Raw genomic sequence first — 19,381 nt, 5'->3', positions numbered from 1 at the left:
GCCTCGAAGGCTTCGCCGCGCGGCGTCAAAAGCGTCGCGACCAGTGACCAGTATTCGCGGGGAACGAACTTCTCGATCCCCATCTCGCGGTCGCAGACCAGCCGCAGCGCGACCGACTGCACCCGGCCGGCCGAGCGGGCGCCGGGCAATTTGCGCCACAGGACGGGAGAGAGGGTGAAGCCGACCAGATAGTCGAGCGCCCGGCGCGCCATATAGGCGTCAACCAGCGCGCCGTCGATCTCGCGCGGATGCTTCATCGCTTCCGAGATCGCCTGCTTGGTGATGGCGTTGAACACCACGCGCTCGATCTTCTGATCCTTCAGCGCGCGCTTTTCCTTCAGCACCTCCAGGACGTGCCAGGAGATCGCCTCGCCCTCGCGGTCAGGGTCGGTGGCGAGAATCAGGCGCTGCGCCCCTTTCAGCGACTTGGCGATGTCGTTGAGCCGCCCGTTGGCCTTCGGATCGACCTCCCAGATCATTCGGAAATTGTGATCGGGATCGACGGAACCGTTCTTCGCCGGCAGATCGCGGACGTGACCGAAGGAGGCCAGAACCTCATAGGACGAGCCCAGATATTTGTTGATCGTCTTGGCCTTCGCCGGCGACTCAACGATGACGATATTCATGTCATTCCAATGGCTTATGGGAAAAGCGAAAGGCCGGTTCCGCGAGATTCGCAGCCGGCCACCCGGCCCGAACATGGGTGGTGAGGGCGCCGCTGTCAAATCGCCAGATGTTGAAAGCTCGCAGCCCCTCGCCATCAAGCATCCTGAGGGTTGCGGAATGCGGCCTAGAGTTGTAGCCGCATAAGAGGTATCGGGAGCGGAAAGCCACACCAAATGGATGGCTAACACAACACGCAAACGGAAGCGGAGATCGTCTGTTGGGTCACGGATTTCACGGATCGAGGAACACCCGGGCGAGGGAGGTCCGGAGGAGGCGGCGTACTTCATTGCCGAGACGGTGAGCAGCCTTGGCGATCTCACGCGGCGGCATCGGCTGGACATGCTCGGGTACCTCCTCGCAATGGTCCAGCTCGAAGCGGAGGAGCATGTCCGGCTGCGCAGCCGACGGAAGCTGTCGTGAGGCGCGGTCGCATTCAGGCGCGCCGAGACCGGACTGATGTCTGTTTTGGCCTCAGCACGGTATCGGCAAAGCCGAGCAGGCGACCATCCTGGGCGCGCAGCTCGAGCTTTCTGACCGGCCGGCCCTTGTCCCGGTCGACCAGGACGGTCGCGATCTCCTCGGGCGCCTCGTCGAAGGCCTCGCTCCATTGCCTCAAGGCCACCAGCACCGGGAAGAGGCCGCGGCCTTTCGGCGTCGGCACGTATTCCAGGTAGGCGCCGCCGTCGGAGGCGGGGGCAGGCTTCAGGATGCCCTTGTCGACCAGAAGGCGCAGCCGCGCGGCGAGGATGTTCTTCGCCAGTCCCAGGCTCTTCTGAAATTCGCCAAAGCGGCGCCGGCCGAGCAGCGCATCGCGGACGATCAGCAGCGACCACCAGTCGCCGATCGCGTCCAGCGAGCGCGCGATCGGGCACTCGGCATCTTCCAGGCTCTTGCGCTTGACCAATATCGGCTCCCCTCGCGGATCCCGGCCGATCACGGCCTTGTGCGGTTGCATCATAAAACCGGATGCCCTAGCTATGCAATCTGGTTTAATAATGCAACCATAGGAGACGGATCATGAGGCTCGCGGGCAAGTCGGCGCTGATCACCGGCGGCAATGGAGGAATCGGCCTGGCCACCGCCAGGCTGTTCGTGGCGGAAGGGGCGAAGGTCGCGATCACCGGGCGCAACCGGCAGACGCTGGAGGCCGCCGCGGCAGAGCTGGGGCCGAATGCGCTCGCGCTCGTCGCCGACGCGACCGACGTCGCGGCGATGGAGGCGGCGGTCGCCCGCGCCGTCGAGCGCTTCGGCAAGCTCGACATTGTCTTCGCCAATGCAGGCATTCCCGGCCATACGCCGCTCGGCGGCACCACGCGCGAGGCGTTCGAGAAGGTGATCCGTACCAACGTCACCGCGGTGTTCTTCACGGTGCAGGCGGCGGTAGCGCAGATGAACGACGGCGGCTCGATCATCCTGAACGGTTCGGTGATCTCGGTGCTGGGCAGCCCCGGCTATGCCGCCTATGCCGCGAGCAAGGGCGCGGTACGTGCGATGTCGCGGGTGATGGCATCCGAGCTGTCACCGCGCGGTATCAGGGTCAATGTGGTGGCGCCGGGCGCGATCCGTACCCCGATCTGGGGCGCGGCGGTCGCAACGCCGGAGGCTGAGAAGGCGTTCGAGGCGCGGATCGGCCGCGCAACGCCGCTCGGGCACCTCGGCGAGCCGGACCACGTCGCGAGCACCGTACTGTTTCTCGCCTCCGACGAGGCCGCGCACATCCAGGCGCAGGAGCTGTTCGTGGATGGCGGCGCGACCGGCGCTCCGAGCGGCGCCCCGATCTATCGGTAGTCGCGGCGGCAGGTGAAGCACGTCACACCGGTCTCCCGGCGTTCGGAATAGGATCGTGAGGTCGCGATAGCCGCGGTGCGCATTCTCGACGATGCGCGCCCGCGCATTGAACCTCGGCAGGCCCTGTAACGACTCGTTTGCAGGGCCGCCATCGTTTCTGTCACCATTGCCGATTTGAAGAGGCCGTCATGTCGAAAATTGCGCCGTTATTTGCGTCGATTCCGGTATCCAGGGTTTCCTTCGCCAAGCCTGCTCCGTCCGAAGCCGATCATGACTCTTTCATCGCCGTTGCGCTGTTTTCAGGCATTGGCCTGCTCGCGTCGCTGCTCGCGATCCTGTCCGGCGTCCAGGGCGTCTGGTCCTGAGCGGCGCGATGGAATCGGGGGATCGCCGTCGCGCTACGCGTCAGGACCAGCGGAGTCAGGCGGCTTCGAGGCGTGCTGCGGCCTCGAGCGCACCGGCGAGCGCCTTCTCGCGATGTTCTGGGCCGACCTGGATGCCGTCGGCGGAAATGAACTCGTGAGCCCGACAGATGCGCCAAGGGGTTGTGAGAGATCGCGATAGATGACGTCGATGCCAGGCTCCGCCCGCCGCAGCCGGTCGGTGTTTCCGACCATTCCGCCGCGCGTCGAATACGAATTGACCGATCTTGGACACGGGCTGTCGAAGCCGGTGCAGGCGCTCGGCCAATGGGCTTTTGACCATCAGCCCGAGATCGAGCGCGCGCGGTCGCGGTTCGACGAGCGCAGCGAGAATTGAGCTATAGCAGTGACACCAGTCCGCCGCCGTGCCGCTGCAGCCTGCCGGCGAGCTCGAGCTCCAACAGCACGGTGCGTACCGACGCCGCCGGCGCGTCGGCGAGCCTGATCAGATCGTCGATCGAAACCGGGCTCGGCCCGAGCAGGCCGGTGATGCGGGCGCGTTCGCTTGAATCAGGGGCGGCATCGACAGGCTCGGCCTCCTCCTCGCGCAAGGGCGGAATGACCGGACGTTCCAGGATCGGCTCGATCGCCCGGATGACGTCGGCCGCCTGCGTCACCAGGGTGGCGCCCTGCTTGATCAGGTCGTTGGTGCCGTCGGCCCGCGGGTCGAGCGGCGAGCCCGGCACCGCAAACACCTCGCGGCCCTGCTCATTGGCGAGCCGCGCCGTGATCAGCGAGCCCGAGCGATGCGCGGCCTCCACCACGATCACGCCGAGCGCGCAGCCCGAGATCAACCGGTTGCGGCGGGGGAAGTCGCGGGCGCGCGGCTCGTGGCCAAGCGGCATTTCGGAGATGGCAGCGCCCTTGGCTTCCAGGATGGCGGCGAGCAGCTCGACATGCTCGGGCGGATAGATGTGGTCGTGCCCGCCGGCAAGCACCGCGACCGTGCCGCTTCCGATGCTCGTGCGATGCGCGGCCTGATCGATGCCGCGGGCAAGTCCCGAGATCACGACGAAGCCGGCCTCGCCAAGCTCGCGCGCAAGCAGGCCCGCGAACTTCAGGCCGGCGGCTGACGCGTTGCGTGAGCCGACGATCGCAAGCATTGGCCGCATCAGAGTTTCGGCTTCGCCTCGCACGGCAAGCAGGGGCGGTGCGTCGTCGAGCGTGGCCAATCGCTTCGGATAGCCGGCTTCTTCCTGCGCGAGCAGGCGGATGCCGAGCTTTCGGCTTGCGGCAAGCTCGGCGCGGGCCTCGTCCACGCCGCAGATCCGGAGCTGGCCGGCTCCGCCCCCGCGCCGGGCCAGTTCGGGCAAGCGGGCGAGCGCAGCACGTGCGCTCCCAAGATGGCTCACCAGCGATCGGAAGGTGCGTGGCCCGACATTCTCGGACCGGATCAGCCGCAACCGGTCGATCCGCTCGGCATCACTGAGCTCCGTTGTGCTGCTGATCAAATCCACGCTGGCCCCTCGCGGGGACAGCATGGATCAACCTGCTGGCGTGGGGAAGGGGGTATTGGGCTACAACCGTGCCCCGATGGGGCGGGTGCACGGGATTACACCAGCTCGGCCTCCGCAGCCGGCTTCGCGCTGGCGCCTGCTTTCTCCCGCTGCCGCATCGCAGCCGTCGTCGTGTTCGGCAGCTGCCGCAGCCAGCGGTCGGCAGCATTGCGGCCGCTCCGATGCAGGAGCTTGATGAAGTTGGTGCCGAGATCGACCGCGCTGCGCTGTGCGAGCCCGTCGATTTCGTCCTCGGCCGCGATCCGGAAGATGCGCGGGCCCGAGGCAATATCGCGACGCGCGGATTCCAGGGCGGCGATTTCGGCGTTCAGCACCGAATTGGCCGTGATCTGATCGAGGCGGCGGTCGATCGCCGCCGAGGTGATCGGGATATAGCTGTCTCGTGACGGCGTGACCTGCACGACCAGCACGTCGCTCTCGGCCGCTCGCACCAGGCCTGCGACGGGCGGATTGGCACTGTAGCCACCATCCCAATAGGATTCGCCGTCGATCTCGACGGCGCAATGCACCAGCGGCGGGCAGGTCGATGCGAGCAGCACGTCGGGGCTGATATCGTCATTGCCGAACAATTTCAGGCCGCCGTCGCGGACCCGCGTGGCTGCCACCAGCAGCCGCGGGCAATGGCCGGCGCGCAGCGCCGCAAAATCGATGTCCTTTGCCAAGGCTTCGCGCAGAGGGTCGAGATCGAAAGGATCGAACTGTCCGGACTTCAGGCTCGCCCCGAAGGCGACCGAGCTTCCAGCCGGCGAGAAGCCGCCGATCAGCATCAACGAACGGAACGAGCTTTCGTTGGTCAACCGGCTCCAGAACCGCGCCAGCCGCCTGGTCGCGCCCTGGCGCCCATCGGCGACGAAGCCGCAGGCGAGCAGGGCCGCATTGACCGCGCCGATGCTGGCGCCGCTGATGGCCTCGAGCTCGCAGCCTGGCTCTTCCAGGATCCGCTCCAGCACGCCCCAGGTGAACGCGCCGAACGAGCCTCCGCCTTGCAGCGCCAGCGACAGCTTTCGCGGCGGCCACGTCCGACGCTCGGCGCGTTCGGGCTCGCCCGCGCGCTCCCTGAGCGCGGGGATGACGTCGGCGACGCGTCTCGCAAGGCTCTTGGCCACGCCGACCGGCTCGGCGACCGCGGGCGCTTCGGCTATCGGCAGCAGGGCCGGCGGCAAACGGGTCGCTGCGGCTTTCTGCGTCGGCTTGCTCGCCGCAGGCGCAACCCTCCCCGTCGCTCCAGGACCGGTCGACCAGATGTCCACGGCGGAGAGCAGGCCGCTGGCCTGCGTTTGGGATTGAGGTTGGGCAGCCTTCTGCTGCACGGGGCACTTCCTTGTCTTGGCGCGCTTGTGTCTTGGCACGCGCAATGGATGGGACGAACCGGTTCATCCCTCGCGACTGATGGCACCTACCCCGAACGGACCATGACAGCCCGGGCATTGATTCGCCAGAGTCCCGCCGGGTTTCGAACAAGATAGGCGATCGGCGACGAGCAGGACGCGTGCTCCGCGTGAGTCGCGCGAATCGCGTGCGAATCGATAGGCCGTCGCGTTGTCGTTTCGGCGTCACTACTGCGGCGAATTTGGAGTTCCCACCAGCCGCAACATTGCGGGGGCGCGAGAGCGCCGGGAGCAATGTGCAAAGACCCCCAGTCGTCTCTCGTGGCCGCGGCGAGTGGACCAGGCCCTGTGCTTGATTCGGACTTCGGCTCGATGCGCGCATCGGAAGCTGTCGCGAAAACGGCGCCTCGGAGTCAGTTCGGATCGGCAGAATTGAAGTCCCGGTGCTGCTTCTCCTTCTCTTGCCGTATAGTTGACGGTTTTCCGTCGCTCGCCCCAAGCGTGAAAACGGCAGGCACTTCGATACCAATCGTCACGTGTGCCCGCTAATCAACACATTTACGCCTCGCGTCCTTTAATTTGAGACCAAAAACTCCAATACGATCCGGCTAGGAAAGCTGGGCTGCAACTGTCGAGCCGCATGATGCAAGCTCGGCGCGCAGCGCATCATGGAAGGAACGCGACTGGCAGGCCTTGGCGGACGCGCTCGTCGAACGCGTCGTATTTGTTTGCTCCGCCGATCGGCCAGCACTCATTCGACATGGTTTCGATCCCATGCCGCACGCCGGCGTTTTGGCGCGCGAGCGCTGCATCGACCCGCCGACAGCGACAGGGAACGGGGACCGGAGAGGACCGGCCGTCGGTTGGGCGGCAGGTCGGTTTTGAGCCGCTCGATGGGCGGCGCATTGATTGAACAAAAGGATACTTGCGATGCATGTGTCAGCCGCTCGTGATCGTGTCGTCGTCGATGGCGTGTTTTCCAGAGAGACGCTGCTGCCCCGGGCGGGGCTCCGCTGCGGTTGCCGCAGCCTGGTCCTGCTGGCGACGCTCATGCTGTTGCTGATGCCGCGCCTGCACGCCGAGGAGGATGAAATCCGGATCGGCAACACGATGGCGTATAGCGGGCCTGCGTCGGCCTACGGCGTCATCGGCAGGACGATCGCCGCCTATTTCAAGAAGGTCAACGACGAGGGCGGCGTCAATGGCCGCAAGATCAAGTTCATCTCCTATGACGATCAATATGATCCGCGGAAAACCGTCGAATACACCAAGACGCTGATCGAGCAGGACAGGGCGCTGCTGATCTTCGCGGGCCTCGGCACGGCGACAAGCGCGGCGGTGCGGCCCTATCTGAATGCACAAAAGGTTCCGCAACTCTTCCTGGCGTCCGGTGCCTCGATCTGGGACCAGCCGCGAGATTTTCCCTGGACCATGGGATTCTCGCCGAGCTATCAGACGGAGGCTCACATCGTCGCGCAATACCTGCTGGAGACCCAGCCGAAAGGAAAGATCGCAATCCTCTCCCAGGACGATGAATTCGGGAAGGACTACCTCAAAGGGCTCAAGGATGGGCTCGAGGGCAAGATCGCGATCGTTGCCGAGGCGACCTACAAGGTCTCGGACACCGATATCAATCAGCAGATCGCCGCGCTCAAGGCGTCCGGCGCTGACATCTTCTTCGACGTCACGACGCCGAAGTTCGCGGTGATGGCGATCCGCCGAACGGCAGAGCTCGGGTGGAAGCCGCAGCACATCATCACGTCGGTGTCGAGCCCGGTCACCGCCGTCATGAAACCGGCCGGACTCGAAAACGCGGAAGGAACGCTGGCCGCCGGCTACGCCTGGGAGGGCGACGACCCGGCGTTTGCCAGCCAGCCCGAATACCCCGACTGGTCGGCTTTCATGGATCGCTATCTGCCGGACGTGAGCCGGAGCAACAGCCTGGCGACCTACGGCTATGCGATCGCGACTGCGATGGTCGAAGTCCTGAAGCGGTGCGGCAACGACCTTTCGCGCGAGAACGTGATGAAGCAGGCATCCACGCTCAAGGGCTTGCAGCTTCCGATGATGATCCCCGGCGTCCTGGTCAACACCAGTGCGACCGATCACGCGCCGCTCGAGCAGATGCAGATGATGCGCTTCACCGGCGGGCATTGGCAGCGGTTCGGGCCGGTCCGCAGCGGCATCGACCCGGGCGCGGTGAGCGATTCCCTCAAGGTCATCTTCCGCTACAGCAACGACGCCAAGCACGCGCTCGCCGATCAGCTCAACGCGAACACGGTGACTCTGATGACCGGGGCGCTCGGCAGCACCTACGTCCAGATGGGGTCCGATATCGCCTACGTGCTGGACAAGGGCACCGATCTTCGCGTTCTGCCGGTCCTCGGCCGCGGATCGGTCCAGGCGGTGGCCGACATCCTCCTGCTGCGGGGCGTCGACGTGGGGATCGTCCGCAAGGACACGCTGCAATATCTGGAGCGCAAGGGATTTGCGAGCAACATCCGCGGCCAGCTCGTCTACGTCACCAAGATGTTCAACGAGGAGATGCACGTCCTCGCATCGAAGAGCATCAACGACCTGAAGGAGCTCGATGGCAAGACCGTCGCGATCGATCTGCCCGACGGCGGCACGTTCGTCACCTCGATCAACGTGTTCGAGCGGATCGGCATCAAGCCGCATCTGCTCTATCTCGATCCGAAGATCGCGCTGGCGATGTTGCAGAAGGGAGATATCGACGCGATCGTCGCGGTCGAGGGCAAGCCGCTGCGGTGGTTGACCGAGGTCAGCGACCCCAACCTTCACCTCGTGCCCGTGGAGTACGACAAATCGCTGCACGACGACTATCTTCCCGCGCAGCTTTCCTCCGACGATTATCCCAACCTGGTGCCGAGCGGGGCGCCGGTCGAGACGATTGCGGGCGAGGCGATCCTCGCCTCGTTCAACTGGCGGCCCGATAGCGACCGCTACCGGCGCGTATCGCTGATGGTCGACGCCTTGTTCTCGCATGTGACGCAGTTGCAGCGGCCGCCGTTTCATCCGAAATGGCTCGAGCTTGCGCCGGCGGCTCCGGTGGCGGGTTGGACGCGCTTCAAGGCGGCGCAGGAGTGGATCGACCACAATGTGAAGCCTGCGGTGAGCCAGCAGCCGGATGCTCCCGCGGCGGCGGAGGCCAAGGACCAGAAAAAAGAGGAGTCGCCGCTCCTCCGTCAATTCCGTGACTGGCAATCAAGTCGGGCCAGCCAGCAGACACCGCCGGCCGCCGATGAAGGCTCTCACGAAACGGCGCCGGCTGCCGCGCGTGAACGCCCTCATCGACCAAGGCCGGCCGCCGCCAATGATCGCTCTCACCAACCGGCGGCAGCCGCTGCCGCCAAACGCGCTCACAAACCGGGCGAGCCGGGCAGCCAAAAACGTAAGCCGCGTCCGGTCGTCGAACGCTGAGCGGACGCTCAAGCCTTCTGCCCGATCCGGCCCTCGGTTCCCGCCCGCAGCCGCCTGATGTTCTCGCGGTGCATGTAGAACAGAAGCAGGGTCAGCACCGCAAACAGCGCGGCGAGGGCAAGGTGGCCGAACCACCACAACAGGATCGGCGTCACCAGGCTCGCGACCAGCGCCGAGAGCGAGGAGTAGCGCGAGGCAAAGGCGGTGGCGAGCCAGATCGCGCAGAAGGCGAGCGCGGCCGGCCAGAACAGGCCGAGCAGCACGCCGATATAGACGGCGACGCCCTTGCCGCCGTGGAATTTCAGCCAGACCGGGAAGAGATGGCCGAGAAAGGCGCCCAGCGCCGCCGCCATTGCCGCGTCCGGTCCGCCGAGATAGCCGGCGACGATCACGGCGACGGTGCCCTTCAGCATGTCGAGCAGCAGCGTCGCCGCGGCGAGCCCCTTGCGCCCGGTGCGCAGCACATTGGTCGCGCCGATATTGCCGGAGCCGATCGAGCGCAGATCGGCGGTGCCGGCAAGCCTGGTGAGGATCAGTCCGAACGGGATCGAGCCGCAGAGATAGCCGATGATCAGCGCGACGGGCAGGAAGGCGTCGGATCCCATGGGCAGCACTCCCTCACGCGTATTGTTCGTTGTTCACACGTGCTCGTAGACGGTGCGGCCGCCGACGATGGTGCGCACGACACGGCCCGAGAACCGCGCCTCGTCGAACGGGGTGTTCTTGCACAGCGACTTCAGGTCGGCGGGGTCGAGCACCCAGGGCACATCGGCGTCGATCACGATGACGTCCGCCGGCGCGCCCGGACGCAGGCTGCCGCCGGGCAGGCCCATCAGCTCGGCCGGCCGCGTCGACATGGCGCGGAACAGCGTCTTCCAGTCGAGGTCGCCATTGTGGATCAGCCGCAGCGCCGCCGGCAGCATGGTCTGCAGCCCGACAGCGCCATAGGCCGCCTCGGCGAACGGCAACCGCTTGACCTCGACGTCCTGCGGATTGTGGTCGGACATGATGATGTCGACCAGCCCGGAGGCCAACGCTGCAACCAGCGCCTGGCGGTCGGTCTCGGTGCGCAGCGGCGGCGACAATTTCAGGAACGAGCGGTAGGGGCCGATGTCGTTCTCGTTCAGGGTGACGTGGTTGATCGAGACCGAGGCGCTGACGGCAAGCCCAGCGTCGCGCGCCCGTTTCAGGATCTCGAGCGAAGCGATACAGCTCAACGACGCGGCGTGATAGCGGCCGCCGGTCAGAGCGACGAGCCGCATGTCGCGCTCCAGCATCACGGCCTCGGCCGCATCGGGAATGCCTTCCAGCCCGAGCCGGGTCGCGAATTCGCCCTCGTTCATGACGCCTTCGCCGACGAGGTTCGGGTCTTCGGTGTGATGCACGATCAGCGCGTCGAAATCCCGTGCATAGGTCAGCGCGCGCCGCATCACCTGGGCGTTGAGCACGCTCCTGCCGCCGTCGGAGAACGCGACCGCGCCGGCGGCCTTCAACAGGCCGATCTCGGTCATCACCTCGCCGCGCAGGCCCCTGGTCAGCGCCGCCATGGGCTGGATGTTGACGATCGCGGTGTCGCGGGCGCGGCGCAGCACGAAATCCACCGTCGCGGAGTTGTCGATCACCGGCTCGGTGTCGGGCTGGCAGATGATGGTGGTGATGCCGCCGGTTGCCGCTGCCTGGCTCGCCGAAGCGAAGGTTTCGCGATGGCTCAGGCCCGGCTCGCCGACGAAGGCGCGCATGTCGATCAGGCCCGGGGCGATGATCTTGCCGGCGCAGTTGATGATGTCGGTGCCTTCCGGCACGCCGGCGGCGCCGATCCCGCGCTTCGCGTCGCGGATCACGCCGTCGGCGATCAGAACGTCGCCCAGGCCGTCGAAATCGCGCGACGGATCGATCACGCGCGCATTGGCGAGCAGGATCGGGCGGCGATCGGTCAGCATGGTCGACCTTCCTTCAAGCGTTGGGCAGGTTGCGGGCGAGCGCTTCCAGCACCGCCATGCGCACCGCCACGCCCATTTCCACCTGCTCGCGGATCAAGGACTGCGCGCCGTCGGCGACGATCGAGTCGATTTCGACGCCGCGGTTCATCGGCCCCGGATGCATCACCAGCGCGTCGGGCTTGGCGTAGGCGAGCTTCTTCTGGTCGAGGCCGAAGTAATTGAAATATTCGCTGGACGACGGCACGAACGAGCCGTTCATGCGCTCGCGCTGCAACCGCAGCATCATGACGATGTCGGCGCCGTTCAACCCCTCGCGCATGTCGCGCGCGACCTCCACCCCCAGGCGCTCGACGCCGGGCGGCAGCAGCGTGGAGGGTGCCACCACGCGCACCCTCGCCCCCATGGTGTTGAGCAAGAGGATGTTGGAGCGTGCCACCCGCGAATGCAGCACGTCGCCGCAGATCGCGATCACCAGGCCCTCGATCCGACCCTTGTTGCGGCGGATGGTGAGCGCGTCGAGCAGCGCCTGGGTCGGATGCTCATGGGCGCCGTCGCCGGCATTGATCACGGAACCGTCGACCTTGCGCGCCAGGAGTTCCACCGCGCCGGAGGCATGATGGCGTACCACCAGGATGTCCGGGTGCATGGCGTTCAGCGTCACTGCGGTATCGACCAGGGTCTCGCCCTTGCGCATGGAGGAGGAGGAGACCGACATGTTCATCACGTCGGCGCCGAGCCGTTTTCCCGCGATCTCGAACGAGGATTGGGTCCGGGTCGAGGCCTCGAAGAACAGGTTGATCTGGGTCCGTCCGCGCAGCGAGGTGCGCTTCTTGTCGATCTGGCGGTTGAGCTCGACATATTCCTCGGAAAGGTCGAGCAGGCCGGTGATGTCGGCAGCGGAAAGCCCCTCGATGCCCAGCAGATGCCGGTGACCGAGGACGAAGGTCGATTTCGATGCGAATGTCATTAAAGCCAGAGCTATAGGCGGGGTTTTTCCGCAGTGCAAGCGTCAATGGCGCGGGCGTGAGTTATCCCCCGGTCTGTGAAATTCACGATAAATGACGCCAGTCTTTGCCGATTTGGCGCTTGCCCGGTATCCAGATTCCCGTTCCCACGGGAAGGTTTGGATGAACGTGAAACTGATCCTGCTGCTGGCCGTAGCTGCCGCATTGGTCGCGCGGGCCCATGCGCAAGCGCTGCCTGCGGACTTCGTCTATCTGCGCGACGTCGATCCGACCATCGTCCAGGATATCCGTTATGCCACGTCGAATAATTTTGTCGGCCGCCGCCTTGCCGGCTATGACGCGGCCGAATGCGTGGTGAAACGCGAGGTCGCGGTGAAGCTGAAGGCGATCCAGGAGGCGCTCGCGCGGCGGAACCTGTCGCTGAAGATGTTCGACTGCTATCGTCCGGCGCGCGCGGTGTCCGACATGGTGGCCTGGTCGCGCGACGGCAAGGAGACACCGGCGCAGCATCGCTATAATCCGACATTCGCCAAGGAAGACCTGTTCCGCCTCGGCTTCATCGCCCCCCATTCCGGGCACTCGACGGGCACCGCCCTGGATCTCACGCTGGTCGATCTTGCCGCCGACAATTCCTCAACCATCGATCCCGACAAGACCTATGCCGATTGTACCGCGCCGGCACCGAAGCGCGCGCCGGAGGGCAGCATCGACATGGGCACCGGCTATGATTGTTCCGACCTCAGGGCCTATACCGCCGCCGGTTCGATCACGCCCGAGCAGCGGTACTGGCGGAGCGAACTCGTGAAGGCGATGGCGCAGCAGGGTTTTGTGAACTATGGCAAGGAGTGGTGGCACTTTTCGCTGCCCGGCGCGGGCAGGCGGGCCTATGATTTTCCGATTCGACCGCGCCGCGATTGACGCGAGACCCTGCTGATGACCCAATCTTCTTTCGTCACCCATGAAGTCTTCAACCAGTCGCCGCCATTCGAGGAGGTCGATCTCTATGCGCTGGACCGGCCGCTGTTGGGGGCGGTCGCAGCCTTCGGCGGTGGCGCCGCGGCGGAGGAATTGTCCGAATTCGGCTCGCTCTGGGGCTCGGCGGAGATGGCCGAGCGGGGCCGCGTCGCCAACGCGAACCTGCCGAAGCTGCACGCCTTCGATGCGCGCGGCAACCGGCGTGACGAGATCGAGTATCATCCCGTCTATCACGAATTGATGGCGCAATCGGCCGAGGCCGGTATCCACAACTCGACCTGGGACGCGCAGGGCAAGGCCGTCGGCGGTGCGGCGGAGGTGATCCGCGCGGCGAAATTCTACATGGCGGCGCAGATCGAGACCGGACATCTGTGCCCGATCACCATGACGCGCGCATCGGTCGCAGCGCTTGCCGCCGAGCCGGGCCTGCTGGCCAAGACGATCCCCGTGATCGGCACCCGCAAATACGACCCGTCGTTCTCGCCCTGGTGGAACAAGGGCGGCATGACGCTCGGCATGGGCATGACCGAGAAGCAGGGCGGCACCGACGTGCGCTCCAATACGACGCGCGCGACGCGCGAAGCCGATGCCTACCGGATCACCGGCCACAAATGGTTCATGTCGGCGCCGATGTCCGACGCGTTCCTGGTGCTGGCCCAGGCCGAGGGCGGATTGACCTGCTTCTTCATGCCCCGCTTCCTGCCGGACGGATCGGTCAACGCGATCCACTTCCAGCGCCTGAAGGACAAGCTCGGCAACCGTTCCAATGCCTCCTCCGAGGTGGAATTCCTGCGCGCCTATGCGGTGCGCGTCGGCGAGGAGGGCAAGGGCGTCCGAACCATCCTCCAGATGGTGCAACTCACCCGGCAGGACTGCGCCATTGCTTCAGCCGGATTGATGCGCTCGGGGCTGGTCCATGCCCTGCACCATTCCCGTCACCGCCGCGTGTTCGAGAAGCGGCTCGCCGACCAGCCGCTGACGCAGGCGGTGCTGGCGGACATGGCGTTGCAGGTGGAGGGATCGGTCGCCGTCGTGATGCGGCTCTGCCGCGCCTTCGACCGCGCCGGCAACGACCTGAGCGAGGCCGCTTACATGCGCCTGCTCACGCCTGCGGTCAAATACTGGGTGTGCAAGAGCGCGCCGGCATTCCTGTACGAGGCGATGGAGTGTCTCGGCGGCAACGGCTATGTCGAGGAAGGCATTCTGGCGCGGCACTACCGCGAGGCGCCGGTGAACGCGATCTGGGAAGGATCGGGCAATGTCATGTGCCTCGACGTGCTGCGCGCGCTGGCGCGCGAGCCCGAGGTCTCGGCCTCCGTGCTGCAGGCGCTCTCCTCCGAATGCAAGGGCCTGCCCGGGACAGCCGAGGCGCTGGAGCTGATCGGCGCGGCGATCCGCCGCAAGGACAGCGAGCACGTGGCGCGGCTCGCGGTCGAGACGCTGGCGCTGCTGGCTGCGACCGCCGCCTTGAACAAGGTTTCGCCGCAGCAGGCGGAGCTGTTCGCGCTGACGCGCCTTGCCACCGGCCACACCGGCCTGTATGGCGCGGTCGACCTTTCCGATGAAGACATCCGCGTCCTGCTGACGCGGGCGCTGCCCTGAAAGCCTTGACATCGAATGGATTCGCTCAATCCAGAAAGCCCGCCGGTGAGCATCACGCCGGCGCAGCACCAGCCCCGGATTCTCGGCTTCTGGTGGACCACGCTGTGGGGCGTCGTGCTGTTCGCGGCGATGTTCGTCGGCCAGATCGCGGTCGTGGTATTCTTCGTGCTGGCGCGAGGCGACGGCCTCGATCTCGGCGAGGCGATCAGGGTGGTGGCCGGCAGCGGGCTTGCGATCGCGCTGTCGGTGATCTGCGGGCTGCCGACGACGCTCGTCGCGCTCTGGCTCGCGATCCGCATGACCCGGACGCCTTTCGCCGACTATCTGGCGCTGCGCTGGCCGTCGTGGAAGGATTTCTTGATCGGCGCCGGCGGCCTGATCGTCCTCGTCATGGGGTGGGACCTGATGTCGCGCGCGCTCGGGCGCGAGACGGCGCCGGACTTCATGAACGACGTGCTCAATTCGGCGCGCCGCGACGGTTCGGTCTGGATGCTGGTTCCGGCAATCGGCCTCGCCGCGCCGCTGTCGGAGGAATTGATGGCGCGCGGCTTCCTCTACCGCGGCTGGTCCGAGACGTTTCTCGGGGTTCCCGGTGCCATCGTGCTGTCGTCGATGGTGTGGACCGGCCTGCACCTGCAATATGACTGGTATTTCTTCGGCGAGGTGTTCTGCCTCGGCCTCTGGTTCGGCTATCTGCGCTATCGCAGCCGGTCGCTCTGGCTCACCATCGTGCTGCACGGCCTCAACAATCTCGGCGCGCTGGTCGAGACCCTGGTCATCGCAGGCCAGTCGCAATCATGAGGTCACGAGCGCGATCGCGACCGGCATCGTGATCGCGGCCAGGATGGTCTGCAGCGTGATGATCTGGGCGAGCAGCGGCGCGTCGCCGCCCATCTGGCGCGCCAGCACATAGGCGCTGGGCGAGGTCGGCACGGCCGCACACACGGCGACGATCACGAGGTCGTTGCCGGAGACGCCGAACCACAGCGCGAGCGCAATCGCGACCATCGGCATCACCACCAGCTTGAGGAGGACGCCGGTCGCGGCGGCAAGGCTTGGCCGGAGCAGGCCTTCCAGATGCAGGCCGGCGCCGGTGACAAGCAGGCCGATCGCCAGCGATGAGCCGCCCAGCGCGTCGGCGACATCATGCCAGATCCTCGGCAGGGGCAGGTGGACGACGTTGATGAAGAGCCCGACCGCACAGGCCCAGATCAGCGGATTCCTGATCACGGTCATCGCGATCGCGCGCGCCGACTGCTTCTCGGGCGAGGCATAATGGGCGAGCACGGCGACGCTGAGCACGTTGACCAGCGGGATGATCGCGACCATGGCCACCGACGCCAGCGCGAGTCCCGCTGCGCCGAAGAGATTGCGCGAGACGGACAGAGCGACATAGGTCTGCCAGCGGGTGGCGCCCTGGAAAATCGAGGTGAAGGCGGGGCCGTCGACGTCGCGATGCGACAGCAGCGGCCTGAGCGACAGGCAGAGCAGGGACGCCGCCAAGGCCGAGAGCATCAGCGCGCCGCCGACGCCGGCGACCGGCACCTTGTCGAGATCGGCCTTGACCAGGGTCTGGATCAACAGCATCGGGAACAGCACGTAATAGGTCAGCCGCTCCAGCCCGTGCCATTGCGTATCCAGCCGCATCAGGCTGCGCTTCAGGACGATGCCGAGCACGATCAGGAGGAACACCGGCAGCAATGCCGCGACGACAACCGCCATCTAGCCGGTCTCGAGCTTCGCGAGGCGGTCGAGTGCGCCCTGCAGGATGAAGATCGCGGCGTGCTCGTCGATCACCTCGGCGCGGCGGGCGCGGCTGACGTCATTGGCGATCAATTCGCGCTCGACGGCGGCGGTGGACAGCCGCTCGTCCCACAATGCGATCGGAAGCTCGGTGAGCCTTGACAGGTTGCGCGCGAAGGCGCGGGTCGATTGCGCGCGGGGTCCCTCGCTGCCGTCCATGTTGATGGGCAGCCCGAGCACGAAGCCGGCCGCCCTGCGCTCGCCGGCGATCGCGAGCAGACGCGCCGCGTCGGCCTGGAACGCCTTGCGCCTGACGGTCTCGACCCCCGTGGCAAGCCTTCGGTCCGGATCGGAGGCGGCGACACCGATGGTCTTGGTGCCGAGATCGAGCCCGATCAGCGCGCCGCGCTCACCCCAGTGCAAGGCGGCATCGGTGAGGGGGAGGATGGGGGCGGGCATGGACGTCGCATATCATGCGCGTCGGCCGCCGCGCAAAGCCGCTGTTCTTGGTTACAGACGAAACCGTTCTCAAATGACGGCCTATGCGCCGCCGGCCGTCGGGATTAGTCTCGCCGCACCCTTTCCAGAACCAGGCGAAGACGACCATGTGGCCGGACCATCGACTCCTCAACCTGATCAAGACCGAGTTTCCGATCCTGCTGGCGCCGATGGCGGGCGCGATCGGCGCCGAGATCGCGATCGCGGTGGCCGAGGGCGGCGGGCTTTCTTCGGTGCCCTGCGCGCTGCTGACGGTCGAGCGGGCGCGCGAGCAGGTCAACATTGTCCGCCAGCGCGTCAAGGCACCCATCAATCTGAACTTCTTCTGCCACACACCTCTCGCGGTCGATCCCGCGAGCGAGGTGCGCTGGAAGGCGCGGCTGGCCGCCTATTATGTCGAGCACGGCATCGATCCGGAGGCGCCGATCAATGCCGCCAACCGCGCCCCGTTCGATGCGGCGATGTGCGCGCTGGTCGAGGAACTGAGGCCGGAGATCGTGAGCTTCCATTTCGGCCTGCCGGAGCAGGCCTTGCTCGATCGCGTCAAGGCGCGGGTTCGCTGGTGATGGGATCGGCGACCATCGTGAAGGAGGCGATCTGGCTGGAGGAACACGGCGCCGACATCATCATCGCGCAGGGTGCCGAGGCCGGCGGCCACCGCGGCATGTTCCTGACCGAAAATATTGCCGAGCAGCCCGGTACCTTCGCGCTGGTGCCGCAGGTGGTCGACGCCGTGAAGGTGCCCGTGGTGGCGGCGGGCGGCATCGCCGATGGGCGCGGCATCGCCGCGGCCTTCGCGCTCGGCGCCTCAGGCGTGCAGATCGGCAGCGCCTATCTGCGCTGCCCGGAATCGACGCTGAGCGGGCCTCAGCGCGCGGCGCTCGCGCAGGCGCATGACGATTCCACCGTGGTCACCAATGTCATGACCGGACGGCCGGCGCGCGGGGTCAAGAACCGCGTGATGGCCGAGGTCGGCCCGATCTCGGAGCACGCGCCGGCCTTTCCGCATGCCGCCACCGCGCTGGCCCCGCTGAAGGCGGCTGCCGAAAAACACGGCAAGGTCGATTTCACCACGCTTTGGGCGGGGCAGGCGGTGCGAATGGGGCGCGAGATGCCGGCCGCCGAGTTGACCCGGGCGCTCGCAGGCGCCGCGCTGGCGCGCATGAGCCATTTGGCGGGCTAGGTAGGTCTCTCTTCGCCTTTCCCCGCTTGCGACAGGGCAATCGCGTATGACGGCGATCGTCGGGGCCTCATGGTTCGAGACGCGCGGCTTTGCAGCGCCCTCACCATGGGGTTCTGAGATCTCGCCGCATAAAAACACCCTCATCCTGAGGAGCCCGCCGCAGGCGGGCGTCTCGAAGGATGGCCCTGCGGAAAAGACTGCCTTTCCATAGGCCATTGCCCTGCCGCTTGCGGGAATAGGTCGGATCGCGTCAGCGATCCGGGTGAGGGGCCGGTTGCGGCGCGAAAGCCGGCTCTGCTATACCGCGGGCTGAATTCACCAGCCTGAGGCCCTATATAATGTCGGTCGATGCCGCCACCGTCCGCCGTATCGCGCATCTGGCGCGGATCGCGGTCACCGAGGCCGAGGTTCCGCATCTGCAGGGCGAGCTCAATGCGATCCTGTCGTTCGTGGAGCAATTGGCGGAGGTGAATGTCGACGGCGTCGAGCCGATGACCTCGGTGATGCCGATGGAGATGAAGAAGCGGAAGGACGTGGTCGACGACGGCGAGATCGCCGACGATGTGGTTACCAACGCGCCCGCCACCGAGAACCATTTCTTCCTGGTGCCGAAAGTCGTCGAATAGCCCTGTGACCAAGCGGGAAAGTCCCAAGCGAGAAGTCCAATGTGTCTGCTCTGCGACGACGAAAAGGCCTATCAGGCCTATATGAACTATCTCGACGCGATGGCGCGGCAGGGCAAGAACGCCGATCCCGAGCAGGCCGTCAATGCCGTGCTCGACCAGCTTGAGGCTGAAGATCAGGCCCGCGCCACGCAGGACGACCCGGCCGACGACAAGACGCTGTCTCCCTTCTTCTGCAGCCCGATCAACAAATGACCGACTTCACCGCGTTGACGCTCGCCGAGGCCCGCGAGGGCCTGGCGAAGAAATCCTTCACGTCGCTGGAGCTGACGGACGCCCATCTGGAGGCGATCGAGGCCGCGCGCTCGCTCAATGCTTTCGTGCTGGAGACCCCGGAGCGGGCGCGCGCGATGGCGCGCGAGGCCGACGCGAAGCTCGCCAAGGGCGAGGGCGGCCCGCTAGCCGGGATTCCTCTTGGAATAAAAGACTTGTTCGCGACCAAGGGCGTGCGCACCACGGCGTGCTCGAAGATTCTCGGCAATTTCGTGCCGACCTACGAATCCACCGTCACCTCGCAGCTCTGGCGCGACGGCGCCGTGATGCTCGGCAAGCTCAACAACGACGAATTCGCGATGGGCTCGTCGAACGAGACGTCCTGCTTCGGGCCGGTCGCCAACCCCTGGCGCCGGC

At 66.1% G+C, this 19,381-nt stretch carries 19 protein-coding genes and 3 pseudogenes; 11 read left to right on the top strand and 11 right to left on the bottom strand.

Features of this window, described 5'->3' with window-relative positions; translation table 11 throughout:
* The 3 genes from JOY90_RS02265 to JOY90_RS02255 all read right to left on the bottom strand — a co-directional run.
* Window positions 1–626 (bottom strand): DNA topoisomerase (locus tag JOY90_RS02265; RefSeq protein WP_291689544.1); only part of this gene is annotated, 626 nt, incomplete at its 3' end.
* A gap of 271 nt (window positions 627–897) precedes the next feature.
* A complete protein-coding gene (locus JOY90_RS40020; RefSeq protein ID WP_367276866.1) occupies window positions 898–1,053 on the bottom strand; it encodes a hypothetical protein in 156 nt (51 codons plus the stop codon).
* Between the two features lie 46 nt (window positions 1,054–1,099).
* Window positions 1,100–1,570: a helix-turn-helix domain-containing protein gene (locus tag JOY90_RS02255; protein ID WP_291689542.1), complete on the bottom strand. Its 471-nt coding sequence runs from the start codon at window positions 1,568–1,570 to the stop codon at window positions 1,100–1,102.
* Window positions 1,571–1,683: 113 nt separating this feature from the next.
* On the opposite strand from JOY90_RS02255, the gene JOY90_RS02250 reads away from it, so the two are divergent.
* A complete protein-coding gene (locus JOY90_RS02250; protein WP_291689541.1) occupies window positions 1,684–2,454 on the top strand; it encodes an SDR family NAD(P)-dependent oxidoreductase in 771 nt (256 codons plus the stop codon).
* Window positions 2,455–2,642: 188 nt separating this feature from the next.
* A complete protein-coding gene (locus JOY90_RS02245; protein WP_291689540.1) occupies window positions 2,643–2,819 on the top strand; it encodes a hypothetical protein in 177 nt (58 codons plus the stop codon).
* A 55-nt stretch (window positions 2,820–2,874) separates the two neighbouring features.
* Here the strand turns inward: JOY90_RS02245 and JOY90_RS02240 are convergent.
* Window positions 2,875–2,973: pseudogene (locus JOY90_RS02240) on the bottom strand (FMN-dependent NADH-azoreductase); the annotation flags it as partial.
* Between the two features lie 78 nt (window positions 2,974–3,051).
* Between JOY90_RS02240 and JOY90_RS02235 the strand changes: the two are divergent.
* Window positions 3,052–3,213, top strand: a pseudogene (locus JOY90_RS02235) (winged helix-turn-helix transcriptional regulator); the annotation flags it as partial.
* Between the two features lies 1 nt (window position 3,214).
* Here JOY90_RS02235 and dprA read toward each other — a convergent pair.
* Together dprA and JOY90_RS02225 are read right to left on the bottom strand one after the other, a co-directional pair.
* Window positions 3,215–4,357, bottom strand: a complete 1,143-nt coding sequence (gene dprA, locus JOY90_RS02230; RefSeq protein WP_291689539.1) for a DNA-processing protein DprA — start codon at window positions 4,355–4,357, stop codon at window positions 3,215–3,217.
* Between the two features lie 71 nt (window positions 4,358–4,428).
* The gene (locus tag JOY90_RS02225; RefSeq protein ID WP_291689538.1) at window positions 4,429–5,703 is read right to left on the bottom strand and encodes a patatin-like phospholipase family protein; all 1,275 of its coding nucleotides are present in this window, start codon (window positions 5,701–5,703) and stop codon (window positions 4,429–4,431) included.
* A gap of 1,068 nt (window positions 5,704–6,771) precedes the next feature.
* Between JOY90_RS02225 and JOY90_RS02220 the strand changes: the two genes are divergently transcribed.
* Window positions 6,772–9,162, top strand: a complete 2,391-nt coding sequence (locus tag JOY90_RS02220; protein ID WP_291689545.1) for an ABC transporter substrate-binding protein — start codon at window positions 6,772–6,774, stop codon at window positions 9,160–9,162.
* Between the two features lie 8 nt (window positions 9,163–9,170).
* On the opposite strand, the gene plsY is transcribed toward JOY90_RS02220, so the two are convergent.
* From plsY to JOY90_RS02205, 3 genes are read right to left on the bottom strand one after another with little or no spacing between them, the layout of a single operon-like run.
* On the bottom strand, window positions 9,171–9,767 hold the full coding sequence (plsY, locus tag JOY90_RS02215; protein WP_291689537.1) for a glycerol-3-phosphate 1-O-acyltransferase PlsY: 597 nt from the start codon (window positions 9,765–9,767) through the stop codon (window positions 9,171–9,173).
* 33 nt (window positions 9,768–9,800) lie between these two features.
* On the bottom strand, window positions 9,801–11,102 hold the full coding sequence (locus JOY90_RS02210; RefSeq protein ID WP_291689536.1) for a dihydroorotase: 1,302 nt from the start codon (window positions 11,100–11,102) through the stop codon (window positions 9,801–9,803).
* A 13-nt stretch (window positions 11,103–11,115) separates the two neighbouring features.
* The gene (locus JOY90_RS02205) at window positions 11,116–12,069 is read right to left on the bottom strand and encodes an aspartate carbamoyltransferase catalytic subunit (protein ID WP_291689535.1); all 954 of its coding nucleotides are present in this window, start codon (window positions 12,067–12,069) and stop codon (window positions 11,116–11,118) included.
* A 160-nt stretch (window positions 12,070–12,229) separates the two neighbouring features.
* On the opposite strand from JOY90_RS02205, the gene JOY90_RS02200 reads away from it, so the two are divergent.
* The 3 genes from JOY90_RS02200 to JOY90_RS02190 are packed head-to-tail and all read left to right on the top strand — an operon-like array spanning window position 12,230 to window position 15,445.
* On the top strand, window positions 12,230–12,985 hold the full coding sequence (locus JOY90_RS02200; protein ID WP_291689534.1) for a M15 family metallopeptidase: 756 nt from the start codon (window positions 12,230–12,232) through the stop codon (window positions 12,983–12,985).
* 15 nt (window positions 12,986–13,000) lie between these two features.
* Entirely contained in the window at window positions 13,001–14,644 is a 1,644-nt protein-coding gene (locus JOY90_RS02195) for an acyl-CoA dehydrogenase family protein (protein WP_291689533.1), read from the top strand.
* Between the two features lie 15 nt (window positions 14,645–14,659).
* Window positions 14,660–15,445, top strand: coding sequence for a CPBP family intramembrane glutamic endopeptidase (locus JOY90_RS02190; protein WP_291689532.1), 786 nt, complete (start codon window positions 14,660–14,662; stop codon window positions 15,443–15,445).
* Here JOY90_RS02190 and JOY90_RS02185 read toward each other — a convergent pair.
* Both JOY90_RS02185 and ruvX read right to left on the bottom strand, forming a co-directional pair.
* Complete coding sequence (locus JOY90_RS02185; RefSeq protein WP_291689531.1) at window positions 15,440–16,366, bottom strand: AEC family transporter; 927 nt, start codon at window positions 16,364–16,366, stop codon at window positions 15,440–15,442. The genes JOY90_RS02190 and JOY90_RS02185 overlap by 6 nt on opposite strands.
* Window positions 16,367–16,846 carry a Holliday junction resolvase RuvX gene (gene ruvX / locus JOY90_RS02180; RefSeq protein WP_291689530.1) on the bottom strand — a complete coding sequence of 160 codons (480 nt, stop codon included), beginning with the start codon at window positions 16,844–16,846 and terminating at the stop codon, window positions 16,367–16,369.
* 146 nt (window positions 16,847–16,992) lie between these two features.
* On the opposite strand from ruvX, the pseudogene JOY90_RS02175 reads away from it, so the two are divergent.
* From JOY90_RS02175 to JOY90_RS02160, 4 genes and pseudogenes are all read left to right on the top strand, one after another.
* Window positions 16,993–18,068, top strand: a pseudogene (locus JOY90_RS02175) (NAD(P)H-dependent flavin oxidoreductase).
* Window positions 18,069–18,406: 338 nt separating this feature from the next.
* Complete coding sequence (gene gatC, locus JOY90_RS02170) at window positions 18,407–18,694, top strand: Asp-tRNA(Asn)/Glu-tRNA(Gln) amidotransferase subunit GatC (protein ID WP_291689529.1); 288 nt, start codon at window positions 18,407–18,409, stop codon at window positions 18,692–18,694.
* A 39-nt stretch (window positions 18,695–18,733) separates the two neighbouring features.
* Window positions 18,734–18,946, top strand: coding sequence for a hypothetical protein (locus JOY90_RS02165; RefSeq protein ID WP_291689528.1), 213 nt, complete (start codon window positions 18,734–18,736; stop codon window positions 18,944–18,946).
* Window positions 18,943–19,381: amidase (locus JOY90_RS02160; protein ID WP_291689527.1), on the top strand; the 439-nt coding region annotated here is incomplete at its 3' end. The genes JOY90_RS02165 and JOY90_RS02160, both read left to right, overlap by 4 nt.

The organism is Bradyrhizobium sp., assembly GCF_019242285.1.
Classification (GTDB): Bacteria; Pseudomonadota; Alphaproteobacteria; order Rhizobiales; family Xanthobacteraceae; genus Bradyrhizobium.
This window is presented reverse-complemented; position numbering and strand designations above follow the sequence as displayed.

Coding starts and splice junctions, on each gene's coding strand:
- JOY90_RS40020 (WP_367276866.1), bottom strand. CDS start 1,053: ATGCTCCTCCGCTTCGAGCTGGACCATTGCGAGGAGGTACCCGAGCAT.
- JOY90_RS02250 (WP_291689541.1), top strand. CDS start 1,684: ATGAGGCTCGCGGGCAAGTCGGCGCTGATCACCGGCGGCAATGGAGGA.
- JOY90_RS02185 (WP_291689531.1), bottom strand. CDS start 16,366: ATGGCGGTTGTCGTCGCGGCATTGCTGCCGGTGTTCCTCCTGATCGTG.
- dprA (WP_291689539.1), bottom strand. CDS start 4,357: ATGCTGTCCCCGCGAGGGGCCAGCGTGGATTTGATCAGCAGCACAACG.
- JOY90_RS02220 (WP_291689545.1), top strand. CDS start 6,772: ATGCTGTTGCTGATGCCGCGCCTGCACGCCGAGGAGGATGAAATCCGG.
- JOY90_RS02165 (WP_291689528.1), top strand. CDS start 18,734: ATGTGTCTGCTCTGCGACGACGAAAAGGCCTATCAGGCCTATATGAAC.
- JOY90_RS02210 (WP_291689536.1), bottom strand. CDS start 11,102: ATGCTGACCGATCGCCGCCCGATCCTGCTCGCCAATGCGCGCGTGATC.
- ruvX (WP_291689530.1), bottom strand. CDS start 16,846: ATGCCCGCCCCCATCCTCCCCCTCACCGATGCCGCCTTGCACTGGGGT.
- JOY90_RS02205 (WP_291689535.1), bottom strand. CDS start 12,069: ATGACATTCGCATCGAAATCGACCTTCGTCCTCGGTCACCGGCATCTG.
- JOY90_RS02245 (WP_291689540.1), top strand. CDS start 2,643: ATGTCGAAAATTGCGCCGTTATTTGCGTCGATTCCGGTATCCAGGGTT.
- JOY90_RS02190 (WP_291689532.1), top strand. CDS start 14,660: ATGGATTCGCTCAATCCAGAAAGCCCGCCGGTGAGCATCACGCCGGCG.
- JOY90_RS02195 (WP_291689533.1), top strand. CDS start 13,001: ATGACCCAATCTTCTTTCGTCACCCATGAAGTCTTCAACCAGTCGCCG.
- JOY90_RS02200 (WP_291689534.1), top strand. CDS start 12,230: ATGAACGTGAAACTGATCCTGCTGCTGGCCGTAGCTGCCGCATTGGTC.
- plsY (WP_291689537.1), bottom strand. CDS start 9,767: ATGGGATCCGACGCCTTCCTGCCCGTCGCGCTGATCATCGGCTATCTC.
- gatC (WP_291689529.1), top strand. CDS start 18,407: ATGTCGGTCGATGCCGCCACCGTCCGCCGTATCGCGCATCTGGCGCGG.